Source organism: Streptomyces sp. NPDC025618 (assembly GCF_055558795.1).
This window is the reverse complement of sequence record NZ_JBVHLW010000005.1, coordinates 45339-61972: the sequence shown is the minus strand read 5'-3', so window position 1 is coordinate 61972 and position 16634 is coordinate 45339. Positions and strand designations below refer to the sequence as shown.

The following is a 16634-nucleotide window of genomic DNA, read 5'->3' as shown; positions in this document are numbered from 1 at the left end:
TAGGAAGAGCAGGGGGAGATAGGGGAGGTTTTCCCCTGTGATAGCCGGTTTCGTCTGGGGGCGGGGGGAGGCAGCCGGTTCTTCTCGGATCCGGCCGGGCCGGGGCCCGGCCCGCCCGGCACCGCGTGAGGTCAGCCGGTGCCCAGGACCTTCGCCTCCAGCTCCGGGTCCAGCCCGGGTGCCGGGCGGTCCGGGCGCCGCGGTGCCACGCCGTCCAGCGTCCGCAGCCACGCCCAGGTGTCGGCCACCGTCTCCTCCGCGGGCCGGCACCGCAGCCCCGCGGCCAGGGCCTTCGCCGCCGACCCCCGGTGCAGCGTGTCGTACAGCTCGCCGCGCGGCACCCACACCGGAAGGTCAGTCCACGGCTGGACGCCCGCCGCGAGGATCGCCTCCGGGTCGGTCCAGCGCAGCTCGGCGTCCGAGCCCGTGGCGCGCACGCACGCCTCCAGCAGGGCGCCCGTCGTGGTGTGCCCCGGCGGGGCGATCAGGTTGTACGGGCCGGACAGCCCCTCCGCGACGGCGTCCAGCGTCCAGGTGGCGAGGTCGCGCACGTCGATGAACTGCAAGGGGAGGTCACGCGGCCCGGGCGCCAGGACCGGCCCGCCGCGGGCGATCCGGTTCAGCCACCACGGCAGCCGGCCGATGTTCTCGCGGGGGCCGAGGATCAGCCCGGCGCGCACCAGCAGCGACGCGTCGTCGCCGAAGGCCGCCGTCGCCGCGAGCTCCCCGCCGCGCTTGTCCCTCGCGTAGTCCACCGCGTCGGCGTCCGGCGAGCCGTCGACCACGGGGTGGCTCTCGTCGTGCCCGTCCGGCGAGGGGTAGGTGTAGACGGAGCCGGTCGAGACGTAGGCGTACCGCCCGGCCCGGCCCGCCAGGGCCCGCGCCGCGTCGCGCACGGCCGTCGGCGCCGCCGACCAGGTGTCGACGACCGCGTCCCACTCGCCCGTGCCCAGGGCCGCCAGGCCGTCCGGTGCCGTGCGGTCGCCGTGCAGCGCCCGCACCCCGGCCGGCGCCGCGTGCCGCCCGCGGTGGAAGACGGTCACCTCCCAGCCACGGGCCAGGGCCGCCTCGGTGACGGCGTGGCCCACGAATTCCGTTCCGCCCAGAATCAGTAGTCTCATGAGGGAAACCCTGCCTGCTCAAGAGCGTTGACGGAAGCGTCGTCAGCCGTGAGCGGATCTGCCGCCGGCAGACGGCCGGGGGCCGCCTTCCGTCATCCGCCGGTCATCATTCAACCAGCCGCCGATCGAGCGGAGTTGATCCCTCCCCCAAGGATTTGAGGGCAACCTTACTTAGAGGGGGCGGCGCGCCTTCCGGTTGCCTCCCCGGCTTGGGATCGATCTTGGAAGGGGTGTCGGCGGCGAGCACCGTGCGGGTGATGTATCCGGCAATCGGCGGGTGCAACGGGCAAGTCGGACAGAAATCATCAGGCCGATCTCGGGGCGCCTCATTCCCCGGGGCACCTCTGTGGCACCGCGCGAAGAGGGCGCGCGCCGCAGCGGTGTGTACCAATGTCGGCACAGGTCATCGCGGAGATGGCCGCCGGAACCGGGGGCGGCCCCTCCGGCAGGGGGCCCCGCGGAGGTGCGTCCAATTCCGGACAACGGCCGGGCACATGCTCCTGGGCTACTCGGCAGTGCGCCAGCGGGACGTTCGGCCATGGCGCACTATATGGCTGGGCGGTCGTGAGGCATCGGTGCCTCTCGAGGGCCGGGCGCCGCCGTGCCCGCTGCCCATGGACACCGTCGTACGGCACCGGCTCCGGCCGTACGGCATCGGCGGCGGACACAGCGTCCGCGCCGGGCGCAGGAGAAGCGGGCGGTCGGGTGGGGAGGCGCGACCGCGCAGGGGCCGTTTCCGGGGACTCAATCGATGTGCCGTGGTGCCGGGTCCGGCCCTGCGCGCACACGTCGTACCGGACGGCCGCGCACCGGGTGCGCGAAGCCGTTCTGGGGGGAGAAAATCATGGGTCGTCCGACCCGTCTTGCCGCAGCCTGGGCTGCGGGCGCCTTGCTGGCCGTGGCCGTTCCCGTGACGGGAGCGCATGCCGCGGACACCACCGCGAGGATCGATCTACGGGTGCTCGTCGTCGACGACGGCGGTCCCGCCACCGAGGCGATACGCGCCGAACTCGACGACGCGGGCACGCCGTACACGAGCGTGGCGCTCGACGACGCCGGGCGGCCCCGGATCGACGACGCGTTCCTCAGCGACACCGTCGACGGCAGACCCAGGGCCAAGTTCCAGGGCGTCGTGCTGCCCAACGACAATCCCTTCGGGGCCAATTCGCCGGAGATGGCGGCGCTGGCGTCGTACGAGAAGCGCTTCGGCATACGCCAGGTGGACGCCTACACGTATGCCCGCCCGGCTGTGGGGCTCAACACCCCGCAGGACGCCGGCTACAGCGGCACCCTCGACGGCGCCACCGCGCAGGTGACGGCGAGCGGGGGCGCCGGACCGTTCGGCTATCTCAGGAAAAACGTTCCCTTCGAGGACAACGACCCCGGCGTCAACGAGAGTTGGGGCTATCTCTCGGCCCCGCTGGCCAAGCAGGCCGACGGCGCCACCTACACCAGCTACCTCGACGCCCCCATACCCGGCGGCACGGGGCGCGGTTCGCTCATCGGCCAGTACACCCACGACGGCCGCAGCGAGCTGGTCGTCACCTTCGTCTACAACCAGTACCAGCAGCAGTTCCGGCTGGTCTCCCGCGGCATGGTGGAGTGGCTGACCCAGGGTGTCCATCTCGGCGCCTCCCGCAACTACTTCGCCGTGCACGTCGACGACGTCTTCGCCTCCGACGACCGCTGGGACACCAAGCTCAAGTGCACCCCCGGTGACGTCGACTGCCCCGGCAACCCCACCCCCGACCACCCCTCGCTGCGGATGACGGCCGCCGACGCGCAGTACGCCAAGCAGTGGTCGCAGAGCCATGGACTCCCGCTCGATCTGCTCTACAACGGCGTCGGCAGCGAGGAGTACAAGGCGGACCACGGCGGGGCCCCCGACCCGCTGCTGAACCAGCTCGTCGCGGACCAGAAGTCCTTCCGCTGGGTCGACCACACCTACACCCACGCGTTCCTGGGCTGCGAGCAGAACACCACCGTCGTGCCCTGGAAGTGCCAGACCGACCTCTTCGGCAAGGTGCGCTGGGTCAGCGGGGCGACCATCAACAGTCAGATCAACGACAACCTCAACTGGGGTGCCCGGCAAGGGCTCACCCTCGACCGGGACGAGCTCGTCACCGGCGAGCACTCCGGCCTGCGGACGACGCCGCAGCAGCCCGACGACAACCCCAACCTCGCGCCCGTGCTGGCCGCGAACGGCGTCCGCTGGATCGGCAGCGACACCTCGCGCGAGCGGCAGCAGCGCCCGGTCGGCTCCGCGCTCACCGTGCCCCGCTACCCCATGAACATCTTCTACAACACCGGCACCGCCGCCGAGGAGACCGACGAGTACAACTGGCTCTACACCAAGAAGGCCGACGGCGGCAGCGGCACCTGTGAGAACTCCAAGGTGACGACCTGCCTGAAGAGCCCGCTGGACGTGAAGACGGGCTTCGGCTCCTACATCGTGCCGCTGGAGAGCCGGATCGCGCTCAGCCATGTGCTCGCCAACGACCCGCGGCCGCACTTCATGCACCAGTCCAACCTCTCCGAGGAGCGCATCGGTTACGCGGCCCTGGAGAAGACCCTCGCCGACTACGCGGGCCTCTACGCCGACAGCGCGCCGATCGTCAACCTCCGCATGCGGGACATCGGTACGGAGCTGAGCAAGCGGTCCGCCTGGAAGGCCGCGGTCACCTCCGGCGCCACCGGCTACCGCATCGGCTCCGCGGTCACCGTCGGCGCGCCGGCCGGCGTGGAGGTCACCGCGACCCTTCCCGAGGGCACCGTGCAGGTCAAGGGCGCGACCACCACGCCCTTCGGCACCGCGTACGCCGGAGCGCGCTCCGGCTGGGCCACACCCGCCGCCGGGCAGACCCAGCTCTCCTTCACCCTGCCCGCCACCGCCACCACCGCGGCCACGCATGCCACGGCCCACGCCGCCCGGGTGCAGGACCCGGCGGCCCGCCTGTCGGTCCCCCAGGGCGTCGCCCGCCCCGTGCCGTACGGCACGGGACAGGGCCCCCGCCGCTGAGCGCACCCCGACACCTCAGGCCGCGCCACTTCTGGAGAAACCGAATTTCATGCACGGACCGCTTGCCGAAACGGCATTCGACACTCCCTCGGTGACCCTGCTCACCGAGGGGACCTACCCGCACAGCCATGGCGGAGTGAGCGTGTGGTGCGACCAGTTGGTGCAGGGCATGCCCGACGTCGACTTCCGGGTCATCGCGGTGACGGGCACCGGCCGGGAGACCCTCGCCTGGGAACTCCCCTCCCACGTCCGCGGCGTCGAGACCCACCCGCTGTGGGGCCCGGCCCCGGCCGGCCGCGCCCCGCGCGGCCGGGCCCTGCGCTCCTTCCTCACCTGCTACGAACAGTTCCTGTTGGCCCTCCTCGACCCCGCGCAGGAGCACCACTTCCCGCGCGCCTTCTACCGGCTGGCCGACCATGCGGCGGCGGGCACCCTCGCCCCCGCCCTGCGGGGCGAGGCCGCCGCCCGCACCCTGGTCCGCGTCTGGAACAGGCCCGGACTCGCCACCGCCGCCGCGCGCCCTACGCTCCACGACGCGCTGACCGCCACCGACCTGCTGGAACACGCGCTCCGCCCGCTCGCCGCCGACCCGCCTCCCGGCGGCGTCACCCACGCGGTGAGCGGCGGGCTCGCTGCCCTGCCGGGCCTGGTCGCCCACCACCGGCACGGCACACCCTTCCTCCTCACCGAGCACGGCATCTATCTGCGGGAGCGCTACCTCGGCTTCCGTACGGAGCCATACACCTGGCCGGTCAAGTCCCTGCTGCTGGGCTTCTTCCGGCTGCTCGCGATCGAGAGTTACCGGTGCGCCGCGCTGGTCACCCCGGGCAACCGCTACAACCGGCGCTGGGAGGAGCACGGAGGCACCCCGCCCGCCCGGATCCGCACTGTCTACAACGGCGTCGACCCGGCGGCCTTCCCGCCCGCTGGACCGGAGCCGAAGACCCCGACCCTCAGCTGGGCCGGGCGCGTCGACCCGATCAAGGGCCTGGAGACCCTGATCCGCGCGTTCGCCCTCGTCCGGGCCGAGATCCCCGAGGCGCGGCTGCGCCTCTTCGGCGGCACCCCGCGCGGCGGGGAGGGCTACCGCACCGCCTGCGAGAAGCTCGCCGCCGAGCTCGGTGTCGGCGAGGCCGTCGTCTTCGAGGGCCGGGTCGAGGACATCCGCGACGCCTACGCCGCGGGCAATGTGGTGATGCTCTCCAGCATCAGCGAAGGCTTCCCCTTCACCCTCATCGAGGCCATGTCCTGCGGCCGGGCCACGGTCTCGACCGACGTGGGCGGGGTCTGCGAAGCCGTCGGCGACGCCGGGCTCGTCGTCCCGCCGCGCGACCCCGAGAGCATGGCGAAGGCGGCACTGAAGCTGCTGCGGGACGACGCCCTGCGCGCCCGCATGGGCGAGGCCGCCCGGCTCCGCGTCATCGAACAGTTCACCCTCCGCCAGACGATCAGCGCCTTCCGTGACATCTACCGCGACCTCGCCGGTGTCGGCCGGCCGCCCGTCGAGCGCGCCTGGCGCAAGCCGCGGCCCGCCCACGAGGAAGCCGCTCCCGTCCCGGTCATGGCCATGGCGGCGGGTGACGCCGGATGAGCGGGTTACTCCGCCTGGTGCCCGACGAGCCCGAGCCCGCCCACGAGCTCGCGGGCACCCCGGTGTCCGGCCGCCCCAGACCCCGGCCGCGGTGGGCCGCAGACCCGATCGACGAACTCGCCGAGGAGCTCGCCGAGGTGTGCGCCGTCGCCGTGCACCCCGACGAGATCGCGGCGGTCCTGGAGGCCGACGGGCTGACCGGGGAACAGATCACCGAACGCTACGGCCGGGCCGACGCCTTCGAGCTCGCGGCGGAGCTGTACGCACGCGTTCCCCGCAGCCACCCCGAGCCCGGCCCCCGCCCCGATCCCTGGCGGGCGCACCCCACCCAATTCCTGCTCAGGGCCCTGGTGTTCACCCTTCCCGGTTTCGGCTACGCCCTCGGCTCACCGCTGATGGGCGGAGCCCGGGACGGCTACGGACTGCCCCAGGGCACCGTCGGACTCGTGCTCTCCGCGCTCGTGGCCTGGGCGTGGAACCAGGGCTTCGCCCACCGCGCCTACCTCCGGCTCGCCGTGGGCCGCCCGGCCGCGGGGCGCTGCCTGCGGTGGGGAGCGCCGCTCGGCGCCCTCCTCGCCACCGCGGCGACACTGGCGGCACCCCGCAGCGCCGGGGTCACCTCCTTCGCCGCGGGCCAGGCCGTCTATCTCGCGGCGGCCACCGTCCTGCTCGTCCTCGGCCGCGAGCGGCTCCTGCTGCTCACCCTGCTGCCCACCGCCGCCGGGGGAGCGCTGCTCCTCGCCGTCCCCCTGCCCGTCCCCGTGCGGATCGCCCTGCTCCTCGCCACCGTCGCCGGCGTGACCGGCGCCGCGGTGCACGAGATCCTCCGCACCCGGGAGACCGGCGCCCCGGGCACCCCGCCGCCCCCGCTGTCACCGCTGGCCTCACTGCCGTACGGGCTGTTCGGCCTGGGCTGCGGTGTGCTCACCACGCTCGCCGCGCTCGGGGACGTCCTGCGCCACAGCCCCGGGGCCCGCACGGCCGGTGCCGCCGTCATCGCGCTCACCCTCAGCATGGGAGCCGCCGAATGGCTGCTCTACCGCTGCCGGAGCATGGCCCTGGCCGCGCTCACCCGCGCCACCACTCCGCGGGGACTGCTGACCGGCGGGGTCCGCGTGCTCGCCTTCTGCGCGAGCGTCTACCTCGCGGTCCTCGCGGTCCTCGCCCTGGCCACCGGCGCGCTCTGGCCGGACGGCCCGCCGGTCACCGCCGTACGGCTCGCCGGGCTGCTCGCCCTCGGCACTGTCCTGTGGGCCGGGCTGCTGCTGCAGGCGTTCGGCGTCGCCTGGGTCCCGGCGCTGCTGTGCCTGGGCGCGGCCGGCGCCGAATCGGCCGCGCTGGCCCTGCGGGCCTCGACTCCCCCCACGGTCCAGCTCCTCATCTGTACGGCCGCGGCCGCCGCCCTGCTGGCCGTCTCGGCCCAGCGGCTCGGACGCCTCACCACGCACCGCTGACGCACCGCGTACCTCCAGCACCGCACGGCGCCACCACGGGCCGGTCCCGCGCACAGCCCGTCACAAGGGAGATCTCTCATGCCCGCGTCCACATCCGCACCCGTCGCCGTCACCGGCGCGGAAGGCTTCATCGGCTCGCACCTCGTCGAGGCACTCGTCGCCTCCGGCCACCGGGTCCGCGCCATGGTGCAGTACAACTCCTTCTCCTCCTACGGCTGGCTGGAGACGCTGCCCGGCGACGTGCTGGAGCAGGTCGACGTCGTCCTCGGCGACGTCCGCGACCCCGGCTCCGTCACCGGGCTCGTCACCGGCACCGAGGCCGTCTACCACCTGGCCGCGCTGATCGCGATCCCGTACTCCTACCTCGCCCCGCACAGCTATGTGGAGACCAACGTCACCGGCACCCTCAACGTGCTCGAAGCCGTACGCCACCTGGGCATCCCACGCCTCGTGCACACCTCCACCAGCGAGACCTACGGCACCGCGCAGACCGTGCCCATCAGCGAGGACCACCCCATCAACACCCAGTCCCCGTACTCCGCCTCGAAGGCCGGCGGCGACCGGCTCGCGGACAGCTACCACGCCAGCTTCGGCGTGCCCGTGGTCACGCTGCGGCCGTTCAACACCTTCGGGCCGCGGCAGTCCATGCGCGCCGTCATCCCCACCGTCATCGGCCAGGTCGCCGCCGGACAGCGCGTCATCACCCTCGGCGACCTCCGTCCCACCCGCGACTTCAGCTACGTCAAGGACACCGTCGCCGCCTTCCTCGCCGTCGGCACCGCGCCCGCCGACGTCGTCGTCGGCCGCACCTTCAACTCCGGTACCGGCGAGGAGATCTCCATCGGGGACCTGGTGTCCCTGATCGGCAAGCTCATGGACACCGACCTGGACGTACGCCCCGACCCCGAGCGCGTCCGGCCGGAGAACTCGGAGGTCATGCGGCTCGTCTGCGACGCGGCCAGGCTGCGCGCCGCCACCGGCTGGGCCCCCGCGCACACGCTCCAGCAGGGCCTGGCCGCGACCGTCGACTTCTTCCGCGACCCGCGGAACCTCGCCCGCTACAAGGCCGGCATCTACAACGTCTGACCCGGCCGCCGCTCACCACCCGACGTCACCCACGCAGAGAGGACGGCAATCATGCACGTAGTCATACTCGCCGGAGGCAAGGGCGTCCGGCTGCGCCCGTACACCACGGCGCTCCCCAAGCCGCTCGTGCCCATCGGCGAGGAGCACGCGATCCTGGAGATCGTGCTGCGCCAGCTCGCCGGCGCCGGCTTCACCAGCTGCACCCTCGCGATCGGCCACCTCGGCCACATCATCCGCGCCTATGTCGGCGACGGATCCCAATGGGGCATGAAGGTCGACTACACCACCGAGGAGAGCCCTCTCGGCACCATGGGCCCCCTGCTCACCATGCTCGACCGGCTGCCCGAGCACTTCCTCGCCATGAACGGCGACATCCTCACCGACCTCGACTTCGGTGACGTCTACCGCACCCATGTCGCCTCCGGCGCACCGCTGACGATCGCCACCTACGCCCGTCAGGTGAACATCGACTTCGGGGTGCTCACCACCGACGCCGGGCGCGTCGTCGGCTTCGCCGAGAAGCCGAGCATGGACTACCGCGTCTCCATGGGCGTCTACGGCGTCTCCCGTGCGGCGCTGGCCCGCTACACCCCCGGACTGCCGCTCGGCTTCGACGAGTTGGTGCTCGACATGCTGGAGGAGGGGACCCCGCCGCACGCCTACGACTTCGACGGCTACTGGCTCGACATCGGCCGTCCCGACGACTACGACCGGGCCAACCGCGAGTTCTCCGGGCACCGCGACCTGCTGATCAAGGGAGCGTGAACGGCTCGCATGCGCATTCTCGTCCTCGGCGGCACCGGCTTCCTGGGCCGGCACGCCGCCAGAAGCCTGCGCGCCCTCCCGGGCGCGCAGGTCCTCGACGCCGGCCGCGGCCCGGATGCCGCGCTGACCGTCGACCTGGCCACCGCGGACCCGGACCGGCTCGCCGCCGCCCTGCGGACCGCCGCCCCCGACGCCGTCGTCAACTGCGCCGGCGCGGTCGGCGGCGGCCCCGTGACCCTCACCGCGACCAACGCCCGCGGCCCCGCCGCCCTCTGCGAGGCACTGCGCGCGGCCGCGCCCCGGGCGCGCCTGGTCCACCTCGGCTCCGCCGCCGAGTACGGCGCCACCGACGGCCGTACGCCGCTGGCCGAAACCGGCCCCACCCGCCCGGTGGGGCTCTACGGCGCCAGCAAGCTGGCGGGCACGCTCGCGGTCACCGGATCCGGCCTCGACGCCGTGGTCCTGCGGGTGTTCAACCCCGTCGGCCCCGGCGCCCCGGACGCCTCGCTGCCCGGCCGGCTCGCCACCGAGCTGCGCCGGGCCGGGCCCGACGGCCGGGTCCGGGTCGGCGACCTCTCCACCCACCGCGACTTCGTCGACGTTCGTGACGTGGCCGAGGCCGTCGTCCGCGCCGCCACCGCCCCCGGGCCACTGCCGCCCGTCGTCAACATCGGCAGCGGAACCGCCCGTTCGGCCCGCGAGCTCGCCGAGGGACTCATCCGGGCCGCGGGCTTCCGCGGCCGGCTGGACGAGGACGGCGACGGCTCGCACCGCTCCGCCGCCGTACCCTGGCAGCAGGCGGACATCACGCTCGCCGCGCGCGCGTTGCACTGGCTGCCGCGCCGCCCCTTGGCAGAGTCCCTCACCGACCTCTGGGACGGGACCGCCCGACCGCCGGAGTCCGCCCCATGAACCGTACGGCCGCGGCACGACGCCGACTGCTCGTCCCGCTGTACGTCCACCCCGCCGCCGACCCCGGCGCGTGGGCCGCGCTGGAGGCGGCCGCGCCCGCGCTGCGCGGAGTGGTCCTCAACGTCGCCGACGGGCCCGGGCACCGCCCCGACCCCGCCTTCACGGCGGCGGCCGCGCGCCTGCGCGCCGCGGGCGTCCCGCTGTTCGGCTACGCCGACACCGGCTACGGCCACCGGCCGGCCCGCGAGGTCGTCGCCGACATCCGCCGCCACCGCAGGTGGTACGAGGTCGACGGGGTCTTCCTCGACCAGGCCGCGGCCCACCCCGCGCTGCTGCCCCGCTACCGCCGCCTGGTGCTGCTCGCCAAGGCGCTGGGCGCGCGCACGGCCGTGCTCAACCCCGGCACGCACCCCGACCCCGGCTACGCCCAACTCGCCGACCTGCTCGTCACCTTCGAGGGCGACTGGGAGGCGTACCGGCGGGCGGAGGTGCCGGTCTGGACCGCCGACCATCCGCCGGAGCGCTTCTGTCACCTCGTCCACGGGGTGCCTCCCGAGTGCGCCGAGCAGGTGGCGCGCACCGCCGGGCGGCGAGGCGCCGCGGTGCACTGCGCCGTGCCGGGCGAGGGGCCCAACCCCTGGCAGGCCGTGCCCCGGACGGCCGCGACCGCGGGGGAGGGGCGATGAGACGCACCTGGTGGGCGGCGCTGTCGGCGGTGCTGCTGCTGGTCCTCGCGGGCTGCTCGTCCGACGGCTCCCCGCAGGCGGAGCCGGACGACGACACGGGCCCGTCCGGCCGCTCCGCGAGCCCGCCGTCCGGCCGCTGGCAGCCCCGCCCCGGCACCCGCTGGCAGTGGCAGCTCGACGGGAAGGTCGACACGAGCGTGGACGTCCCCGTCTACGACATCGACGGGTTCGAGAACTCCGCGGCGGTCGTGGACCGCCTCCACGCGCACGGCCGGAAGGTGATCTGCTACATCAACGCCGGTGCGTGGGAGGACTTCCGGCCCGATCAGAGCGCCTTCCCGAAAACACTGCTCGGCGACCGCAACAAGGGCTGGAAGGGCGAGAAGTGGCTGGACATCCGCCGCCTCGACACCCTCCGCCCGCTCATGGCCGCCCGCTTCGACATGTGCCGCAAGAAGGGCTTCGACGCGGTCGAACCGGATCTGACGGAGGGCTACCGCAACCACACCGGCTTCCCCCTGACGGCCGCCGACCAGCTCGCCTTCAACCGCATGCTCGCGCGACTGGCCCACGACCGCGGCCTGGCCATCGGCCTGAAGAACGACCTCGAACAGATCCCGCGGCTGGTCTCCGACTTCGACTTCGCCGTGAACGAGCAGTGCGCGCAGTACGAGGAGTGCGAGGAGCTGACGCCGTTCGTCAAGAGCGGGAAGGCGGTCTTCCACGTGGAGTACGAGCTGGACCCGGGCGACTTCTGCCACGAGGCGAAGAGCCTCGGCCTGAGCTCCATGCGTAAACGGCTGGCGCTGGACGCGTGGCGCCAGCCGTGCTGAGGTTCCCTCGGGGATCCCCGGTGGGTCAGGCGATCGCGTCCACGTAGACCCACTCGCCGTCGACACGGGCGAAGCCGCTGTTCTCGTGCTGGTCGCCCGCGCGGCCGCGGACGGTGAAGTGGGCGCGGAATTCCACGGTGCCCTCGTTGTGGAACGCCGTGCCGCCCGTCGTGCCGAGGATCTCCAGGCGGGTCCACCGCTGCTCCGGGTCGAAGTCGATGCTCTCCGGGCGCGTGCCCGGGTGCCAGGACCGCAGCAGGTAGGGGGCGTCGCGCATGGCGAACGCGCTGTAACGGGACCTCATGAGCGCCTCGGCGGTGGCCGCGGTCCTGGCGCCCCGGTGGAGGGCGCCGCAGCATTCGCCGTAGGGCTTGCCGAGACCGCAGGGGCAGTCGCCGGTGAGGTCGGTGGTGCGTGTGTTGGACATCCTCCGATTGTCCACGCCGCCGGGGGCGCCGCGCCGGGCGGGCCGACACGCGTCCGCGCTGCTGGCGGCACGGCCCGCCCACCGGGATGATCGGACCCTCACGGCGGCCTGCAGAGGAGCCCCTGGATGTCCCGTCACCGCACGAGCAAGCGCGTCGCGCTGATCGCGGCCCTGGCCGCCCTGGCCCTGGCCCTCACCCCGGCCACCGGCACCGCCGGTCCGCACCGGGCCGCTCCCTACGACCAGCAGCGCTGCGGCAACACCTCCGGCAGGGTGCTGCTGTCCTTCGACGACTGGGCCTACGACGACCCCGACCTCGCCGTGGAGGTGGGGGACTATCTGGCGGGCCGGGGCATCCGCGCCGCGTTCTTCCTCATCAACGAATTCGCCTCCCAAAACCCGCGCATCGTCGAGACCCTGCGCGACCAGGGCCACTGGGTCGGCAACCACACCTACTCCCACCGGAACCTCCCGGACCTCTCCGAGGCCGACGCCCGCGCCGAGATCCGCGACGGCCTGGACAGCACGCTGCTGCGGCCCCCCTTCGGCAACTACGGGGACCGGGAGACCCGCATCGCCTCCGAACTCGGCTACCGCGTCTGCACCTGGACCGTGGACACGCTCGACTGGGACAACAGCGCGGGCAGTTTCCCCGGCGCCGACACCCTCCGGGCGCGCGTCCGCCAGGCACCCGCGGCGGACAAGCGGGGCGGAGTGATTCTCGGGCACCTCTTCACCCACTTCCCCGACGCCGTGCCGGGGATCATCGACGACCTCCGCGACGAGGGCTACCGGCTGTGCCGCGACACGGGACCCACCTCGCGGAACATCCCCGCCCCGCTGAACTGCTGAACGCCCCGGCGGCCGACCGCCGTCCGGGCCCACCGGAGACCGAGGACGAAGCGCGATGACCACCCGCTGGCGCGAGGCGCAGACCGGCGAGATGATCGCCCAGTCGTCGCGCTACGTCGCCTGGATCCGGGTCCCCTTCTTCATCCCGCTCTTCCTGGCGGGGCAGCACCCGGACGCGGACTTCTTCTACCGCTCCTGGTTCGACGGGCTGCTCGTCGCGTACGTCGCCTGGTCGTTCCTCCGCCTCGCCGGTGCCCACCGCCGCCCGGTCACCCGCGTGCGCGGCGCCGTGCTCGTCCTGGCCGTCGACCTGGTGCTGATCACCGCCCTGGCGGCGCTCTCCGGCGGAGCCGGTTCACCGGTCCGCTACGCCTTCTTCATCTGGCCGCTGGCCACCGTCCTGTGGCAGATGCCGAGGGTGACCGCCGCGCTCTGCCTCGCCTGCATGACGGCCTACGCCCTGATGTCCCTGCGGCAGCTGCTCACCCCGCGCTCGGGGGCGGCGTGGGCGGTCGTCGTGGACGAGACGTACGTCCTGTGGATCACGGGCGTGTGCACGCTCATCACGGTGCTGCTCCGGCGGCGCACCCAGCGGGTCTCCGAACTGCTGGACACCCGTGAGCTGCTGCTCGACGACGCGCTCGCCGCCGAGACCCGCGAGCGCTCGGACCTCGCCGACGCCCTGCACGACGGCGCCGTGCAGACGCTGCTCGCGGCACTCCACGACCTGGAGGAGGTGGAGGGCACGCACGCGGAAGCGGGGGCGGAGGCCCTGGCCCGCGCCCAGGCGGGCGTGCGCGGGACCGTCAGGGAGATGCGCGAGATCATCTTCGATCTGCACCCGCAGATCCTCGCCACGGCGGGCCTGCCCGCCGCCCTGGAGGCCGCCGGTGGCCGCTTCGCCCGCCGCGGCGGCTTCACCGTCCACTACGACCTGGACCTGCCGGGCCGCGTCGCCCACGAGGCACTGCTGTACTCGGCCGCCCGCGAGCTGCTGAGCAACGTCGTCAAGCACGCCCGGGCGGCCACGGTCCGGGTGCGGCTCGCCGTGGAGGGCGACGAGACGGTGCTGACCGTGCGCGACGACGGCGTCGGATTCGACCCCGGGATCGTCGCGCAGCGGCTGAAGGAGGGGCACATCGGACTGGCCAGCCACTACGTCCGCGTCGAGAGCGCGGGCGGCCGCTTCACCGTGGACAGCGCCCCCGGCCGCGCCACGACGATCGAGGTCAGACTGCCGGCGGGCCCGCCCCCGGGTGGCGACGGGCAGGACGCCACCTGACGTGAGGAGGGTGCCGGCCGGCACCCGCCCTTGCCTGTGAGCGCGCCCCTGTCACCTGGAGTGCGGCCTCCGGCGCTCCCGGACCGCTCCTGGGAGGTGGTGCTCGCCGTCGGCTACGACATGGTGCGCGGCGCCGGCCTGTGGCCCGCGCCGCGGCCCGGTCCGCGGGGCCCGGGGCCGAGGGGCAGCGCCCGGCCGTCCCGGAGGAAACCGTCCTATTGTGGTGCGAGAGGGGTCAAGCCGCCGCGCGAGGCGGCACGCACGCGGAAGGACGGTCGTATGGAGTCCGATGCCGGTGCGCCGGTGACGGTCGTCGTCGCCGACGACCACCCCGTCTACCGCGAGGGCATCGCCCGCGGGCTGCGGCTGAGCGGCCGGATCGAGGTGGTGGCCGAGACGGGGGACGGCGCGGAGACGCTCCGGGTGATCCGGGAGCTGGAGCCCCGGGTCGCCCTGATCGACTACCGCATCCCCACCATGGACGGCATCGCCGTCGTGCGCGCCCTCGTCCGCGACCGGCTGCCGACCCGCGCCATCCTGCTCTCGGCCACGACGGACGCCGCCGTGGTCTACCGGGCCGTGGAGGAGGGAGCCGCGGGCTATCTCGCCAAGGACGCCAAGCGGGCCGAGATCGTCGACGCGGTCCTGAAGGTCGCGAGCGGCAAGCAGGTGGTCTCCCAGGACCTCGCCGGAGGGCTCGTCGACGAGATCCGGCTGCGCGCGGACCGGGACACCACGGTCCTCTCCGAGCGCGAACGGCAGGTGCTGCACGGCTTCGCCGACGGCAAGAGCATCCCCCAGGTGGCCGCCGAGCTCTATCTGGGCGCGAGCACCGTCAAGACCCACACGCAGCGGCTGTACGAGAAGCTCGGGGTGTCCGACCGGGCGGCCGCCGTCGCCGAGGCGATGCGGCGCGGCCTGCTGGAATAGCGCGGCCGCGCCCCTCAGACGGCCACCTCCGCGCCCGCCAGCTCCCGCGCGACCTGCCGCGCCTGCCGCACCACATTGCGCAGGTGGTTGGCGAACGGGACGCGGACGTGCGTCCCCACCCCCACCACCCACACCCGCTCCGGCGCGGCCCCGGCCGTCCGGCGGACCCGCAGGTCGCCCTCCAGGTGGTCGACGGCCGTGGCGTGCGCGGGCGGATCACCCAGGTGCAGCGCGGAGCCCGCGCGGTCCCAGTGGAGCACCGGCGGGTGATATCCGGTGGCGTTGACGACGTAGTCGAACCGCTCCGCCCGCCCGTCCGGTGCCGCCACCCGCCAGGCGCCTTTGTCGAAGGCCACGGCGGACGGATAGGACGGTGCCATCCGCAGCGCGCCCGAGTCGAAACAGGCCAGCAGGCGGCGGGCGTTGACCGCGGTCACCGCGGTGGCGTAGCGCCCGGTGAACCACCCGAAGCGCGCCGCGAGCGCCTTGCGGCGCGCGGGCGGCAGCGCGGGCGCGAGGGCGATCACGGCCTCGATCAGGGGCACCATCACCCCGGCCCACGCGCAGGCCCCCTCCTCCATCAGCGCCGTCTCCTCCCGCAGCCGCCGCACGGGGTCGGCCGCCCGCGAGGTCTGCCGCCGCAGCGGCAGCGGGCCGAGCAGCCGGACGGCCTCCACCACGCAGCGGACCAGCCGCTCCTCCAGACAGGGGTCGCCGGGGTCGAGCCGGGCGATCCGCTCCAGCGGCGGGAAGTCCCGTACGGGCGCGGCCAGGGACACCCGTACGGCGGGCAGCAGACCCGACGGCGAGGTCACCGTCGCGCGGTGCCCGTCCCGGCACAGCAGCAACGAGGCGTCCACCGCCGACTGGTGACTGCCGACCACCAGCACCCGGGAGTCCGGGCGCAGCGTGCGGATCCGGGCCGCCGGATAGGGGCTGTCCAGATAGCGGGGGTGAGCGGTGAAGGCGGCGAAGCGGTCGGGGGTGCGGGGGCGGTGGACGCCGGTGCAGATCACGACGCCGTCGGCCCGCACCACCCGCCCGTCGGCCAGCTTGATCCGCAGTCCTTCCGTGCCCCGTGTCCCGACCGAGGCGGCCGTGCCGCGCACCTGCCGCACGGCGATGCCGTGGGCCGCCGCCCGCTCCCGGGCCCAGGTGAAGCGGTCGTGGCAGTACTCGGCCATCCGGGCGCGGGGGACGCAGTCCTTCTCGCCGCCGGTCCAGCCGTGCTGCCGGAGGTAGGTGACGAAGTCGAAGGGCCGGTCCGCGAGCAGGGAGTTGATGTCGACGGCCGTGTTGCACAACAGCAGCGGGTCGGTGTCCCCGAAGGCGAGCCCCCACCCCGCGGGCTGGGGATCGATGAGGAGAACGGTGCCGACGCGGCCGCGCCCGGCCCCGCCGGAGGGGTCGAGGAGCGTACGCACCAGGTGGAGGATGACGCTGGTCCCGGCGACCCCGCCGCCGACGACGGCGACGGTGCGCCCCGGGCGCCCGCCGTCGGGCCCCTCCTCCCGCCCGCCGTCGGGCCCGGCGTCCCACCCGGAGGCGGACTCGGCGATGCGTCCCACAGGCACCTCCCTTTCCGTAGAGCACCCTGCCCAGTCGGCCGTCCGGCGGAACCCGCCGCCGCCGACGGCGGCGGAAAAGGCCGGGATGCGGCCCGTGGGGCGAGGGGT

Annotated in this window: 14 protein-coding genes; 11 read left to right on the top strand and 3 right to left on the bottom strand. The window is 73.9% G+C overall.

The features are described from left to right. Positions 1-131: 131 nt before the first annotated feature. Complete coding sequence (locus ACZ4A5_RS07275) at positions 132-1121, bottom strand: NAD-dependent epimerase/dehydratase family protein (protein WP_467579301.1); 990 nt, start codon at positions 1119-1121, stop codon at positions 132-134. An 844-nt stretch (positions 1122-1965) separates the two neighbouring features. On the opposite strand from ACZ4A5_RS07275, the gene ACZ4A5_RS07270 reads away from it, so the two are divergent. The 8 genes from ACZ4A5_RS07270 to ACZ4A5_RS07235 all read left to right on the top strand — a co-directional run bounded on the left by ACZ4A5_RS07270 (position 1966) and on the right by ACZ4A5_RS07235 (position 11467). Beyond that, positions 1966-4140, top strand: a complete 2175-nt coding sequence (locus ACZ4A5_RS07270) for a hypothetical protein (protein WP_467579299.1) — start codon at positions 1966-1968, stop codon at positions 4138-4140. A 49-nt stretch (positions 4141-4189) separates the two neighbouring features. After that, complete coding sequence (pelF, locus tag ACZ4A5_RS07265; RefSeq protein ID WP_467579296.1) at positions 4190-5731, top strand: GT4 family glycosyltransferase PelF; 1542 nt, start codon at positions 4190-4192, stop codon at positions 5729-5731. Beyond that, the gene (locus ACZ4A5_RS07260; protein WP_467579293.1) at positions 5728-7185 is read left to right on the top strand and encodes a hypothetical protein; all 1458 of its coding nucleotides are present in this window, start codon (positions 5728-5730) and stop codon (positions 7183-7185) included. The genes pelF and ACZ4A5_RS07260 overlap by 4 nt, the downstream gene beginning before the upstream one ends. Positions 7186-7263: 78 nt before the next feature. Beyond that, positions 7264-8271 (top strand): GDP-mannose 4,6-dehydratase, encoded by a 1008-nt coding sequence (locus ACZ4A5_RS07255; protein ID WP_467579290.1) that lies wholly within the window; start codon positions 7264-7266, stop codon positions 8269-8271. 51 nt (positions 8272-8322) lie between these two features. Further along, complete coding sequence (locus ACZ4A5_RS07250; RefSeq protein WP_467579287.1) at positions 8323-9036, top strand: nucleotidyltransferase family protein; 714 nt, start codon at positions 8323-8325, stop codon at positions 9034-9036. Between the two features lie 9 nt (positions 9037-9045). Next, entirely contained in the window at positions 9046-9948 is a 903-nt protein-coding gene (locus ACZ4A5_RS07245) for an NAD-dependent epimerase/dehydratase family protein (protein ID WP_467579284.1), read from the top strand. After that, a complete protein-coding gene (locus ACZ4A5_RS07240) occupies positions 9945-10634 on the top strand; it encodes a spherulation-specific family 4 protein (protein ID WP_467579281.1) in 690 nt (229 codons plus the stop codon). The genes ACZ4A5_RS07245 and ACZ4A5_RS07240 overlap by 4 nt, the downstream gene beginning before the upstream one ends. Next, entirely contained in the window at positions 10631-11467 is an 837-nt protein-coding gene (locus ACZ4A5_RS07235; protein WP_467579278.1) for an endo alpha-1,4 polygalactosaminidase, read from the top strand. The genes ACZ4A5_RS07240 and ACZ4A5_RS07235 overlap by 4 nt, the downstream gene beginning before the upstream one ends. 25 nt (positions 11468-11492) lie before the next feature. Here ACZ4A5_RS07235 and ACZ4A5_RS07230 read toward each other — a convergent pair whose 3' ends face one another. After that, positions 11493-11894, bottom strand: coding sequence for a YchJ family protein (locus ACZ4A5_RS07230; RefSeq protein WP_467579276.1), 402 nt, complete (start codon positions 11892-11894; stop codon positions 11493-11495). Positions 11895-12020: 126 nt separating this feature from the next. Here ACZ4A5_RS07230 and ACZ4A5_RS07225 point away from each other — a divergent pair, with 126 nt between their 5' ends. The 3 genes from ACZ4A5_RS07225 (at position 12021) to ACZ4A5_RS07215 (ending at position 14958) form a co-directional block, all read left to right on the top strand. After that, positions 12021-12746 (top strand): polysaccharide deacetylase family protein, encoded by a 726-nt coding sequence (locus ACZ4A5_RS07225; protein WP_467579273.1) that lies wholly within the window; start codon positions 12021-12023, stop codon positions 12744-12746. A 55-nt stretch (positions 12747-12801) separates the two neighbouring features. Then, the gene (locus tag ACZ4A5_RS07220) at positions 12802-14028 is read left to right on the top strand and encodes a sensor histidine kinase (protein WP_467579271.1); all 1227 of its coding nucleotides are present in this window, start codon (positions 12802-12804) and stop codon (positions 14026-14028) included. 279 nt (positions 14029-14307) lie between these two features. After that, positions 14308-14958, top strand: a complete 651-nt coding sequence (locus tag ACZ4A5_RS07215; protein ID WP_467579262.1) for a response regulator — start codon at positions 14308-14310, stop codon at positions 14956-14958. 14 nt (positions 14959-14972) lie between these two features. On the opposite strand, the gene ACZ4A5_RS07210 is transcribed toward ACZ4A5_RS07215, so the two are convergent. Next, positions 14973-16526: an FAD/NAD(P)-binding protein gene (locus ACZ4A5_RS07210; protein ID WP_467579259.1), complete on the bottom strand. Its 1554-nt coding sequence runs from the start codon at positions 16524-16526 to the stop codon at positions 14973-14975. Between the last annotated feature and the right edge of the window lie 108 nt (positions 16527-16634).

Coding starts and splice junctions, on each gene's coding strand:
- ACZ4A5_RS07275 (WP_467579301.1), bottom strand. CDS start 1,121: ATGAGACTACTGATTCTGGGCGGAACGGAATTCGTGGGCCACGCCGTC.
- ACZ4A5_RS07270 (WP_467579299.1), top strand. CDS start 1,966: ATGGGTCGTCCGACCCGTCTTGCCGCAGCCTGGGCTGCGGGCGCCTTG.
- pelF (WP_467579296.1), top strand. CDS start 4,190: ATGCACGGACCGCTTGCCGAAACGGCATTCGACACTCCCTCGGTGACC.
- ACZ4A5_RS07260 (WP_467579293.1), top strand. CDS start 5,728: ATGAGCGGGTTACTCCGCCTGGTGCCCGACGAGCCCGAGCCCGCCCAC.
- ACZ4A5_RS07255 (WP_467579290.1), top strand. CDS start 7,264: ATGCCCGCGTCCACATCCGCACCCGTCGCCGTCACCGGCGCGGAAGGC.
- ACZ4A5_RS07250 (WP_467579287.1), top strand. CDS start 8,323: ATGCACGTAGTCATACTCGCCGGAGGCAAGGGCGTCCGGCTGCGCCCG.
- ACZ4A5_RS07245 (WP_467579284.1), top strand. CDS start 9,046: ATGCGCATTCTCGTCCTCGGCGGCACCGGCTTCCTGGGCCGGCACGCC.
- ACZ4A5_RS07240 (WP_467579281.1), top strand. CDS start 9,945: ATGAACCGTACGGCCGCGGCACGACGCCGACTGCTCGTCCCGCTGTAC.
- ACZ4A5_RS07235 (WP_467579278.1), top strand. CDS start 10,631: ATGAGACGCACCTGGTGGGCGGCGCTGTCGGCGGTGCTGCTGCTGGTC.
- ACZ4A5_RS07230 (WP_467579276.1), bottom strand. CDS start 11,894: ATGTCCAACACACGCACCACCGACCTCACCGGCGACTGCCCCTGCGGT.
- ACZ4A5_RS07225 (WP_467579273.1), top strand. CDS start 12,021: ATGTCCCGTCACCGCACGAGCAAGCGCGTCGCGCTGATCGCGGCCCTG.
- ACZ4A5_RS07220 (WP_467579271.1), top strand. CDS start 12,802: ATGACCACCCGCTGGCGCGAGGCGCAGACCGGCGAGATGATCGCCCAG.
- ACZ4A5_RS07215 (WP_467579262.1), top strand. CDS start 14,308: ATGGAGTCCGATGCCGGTGCGCCGGTGACGGTCGTCGTCGCCGACGAC.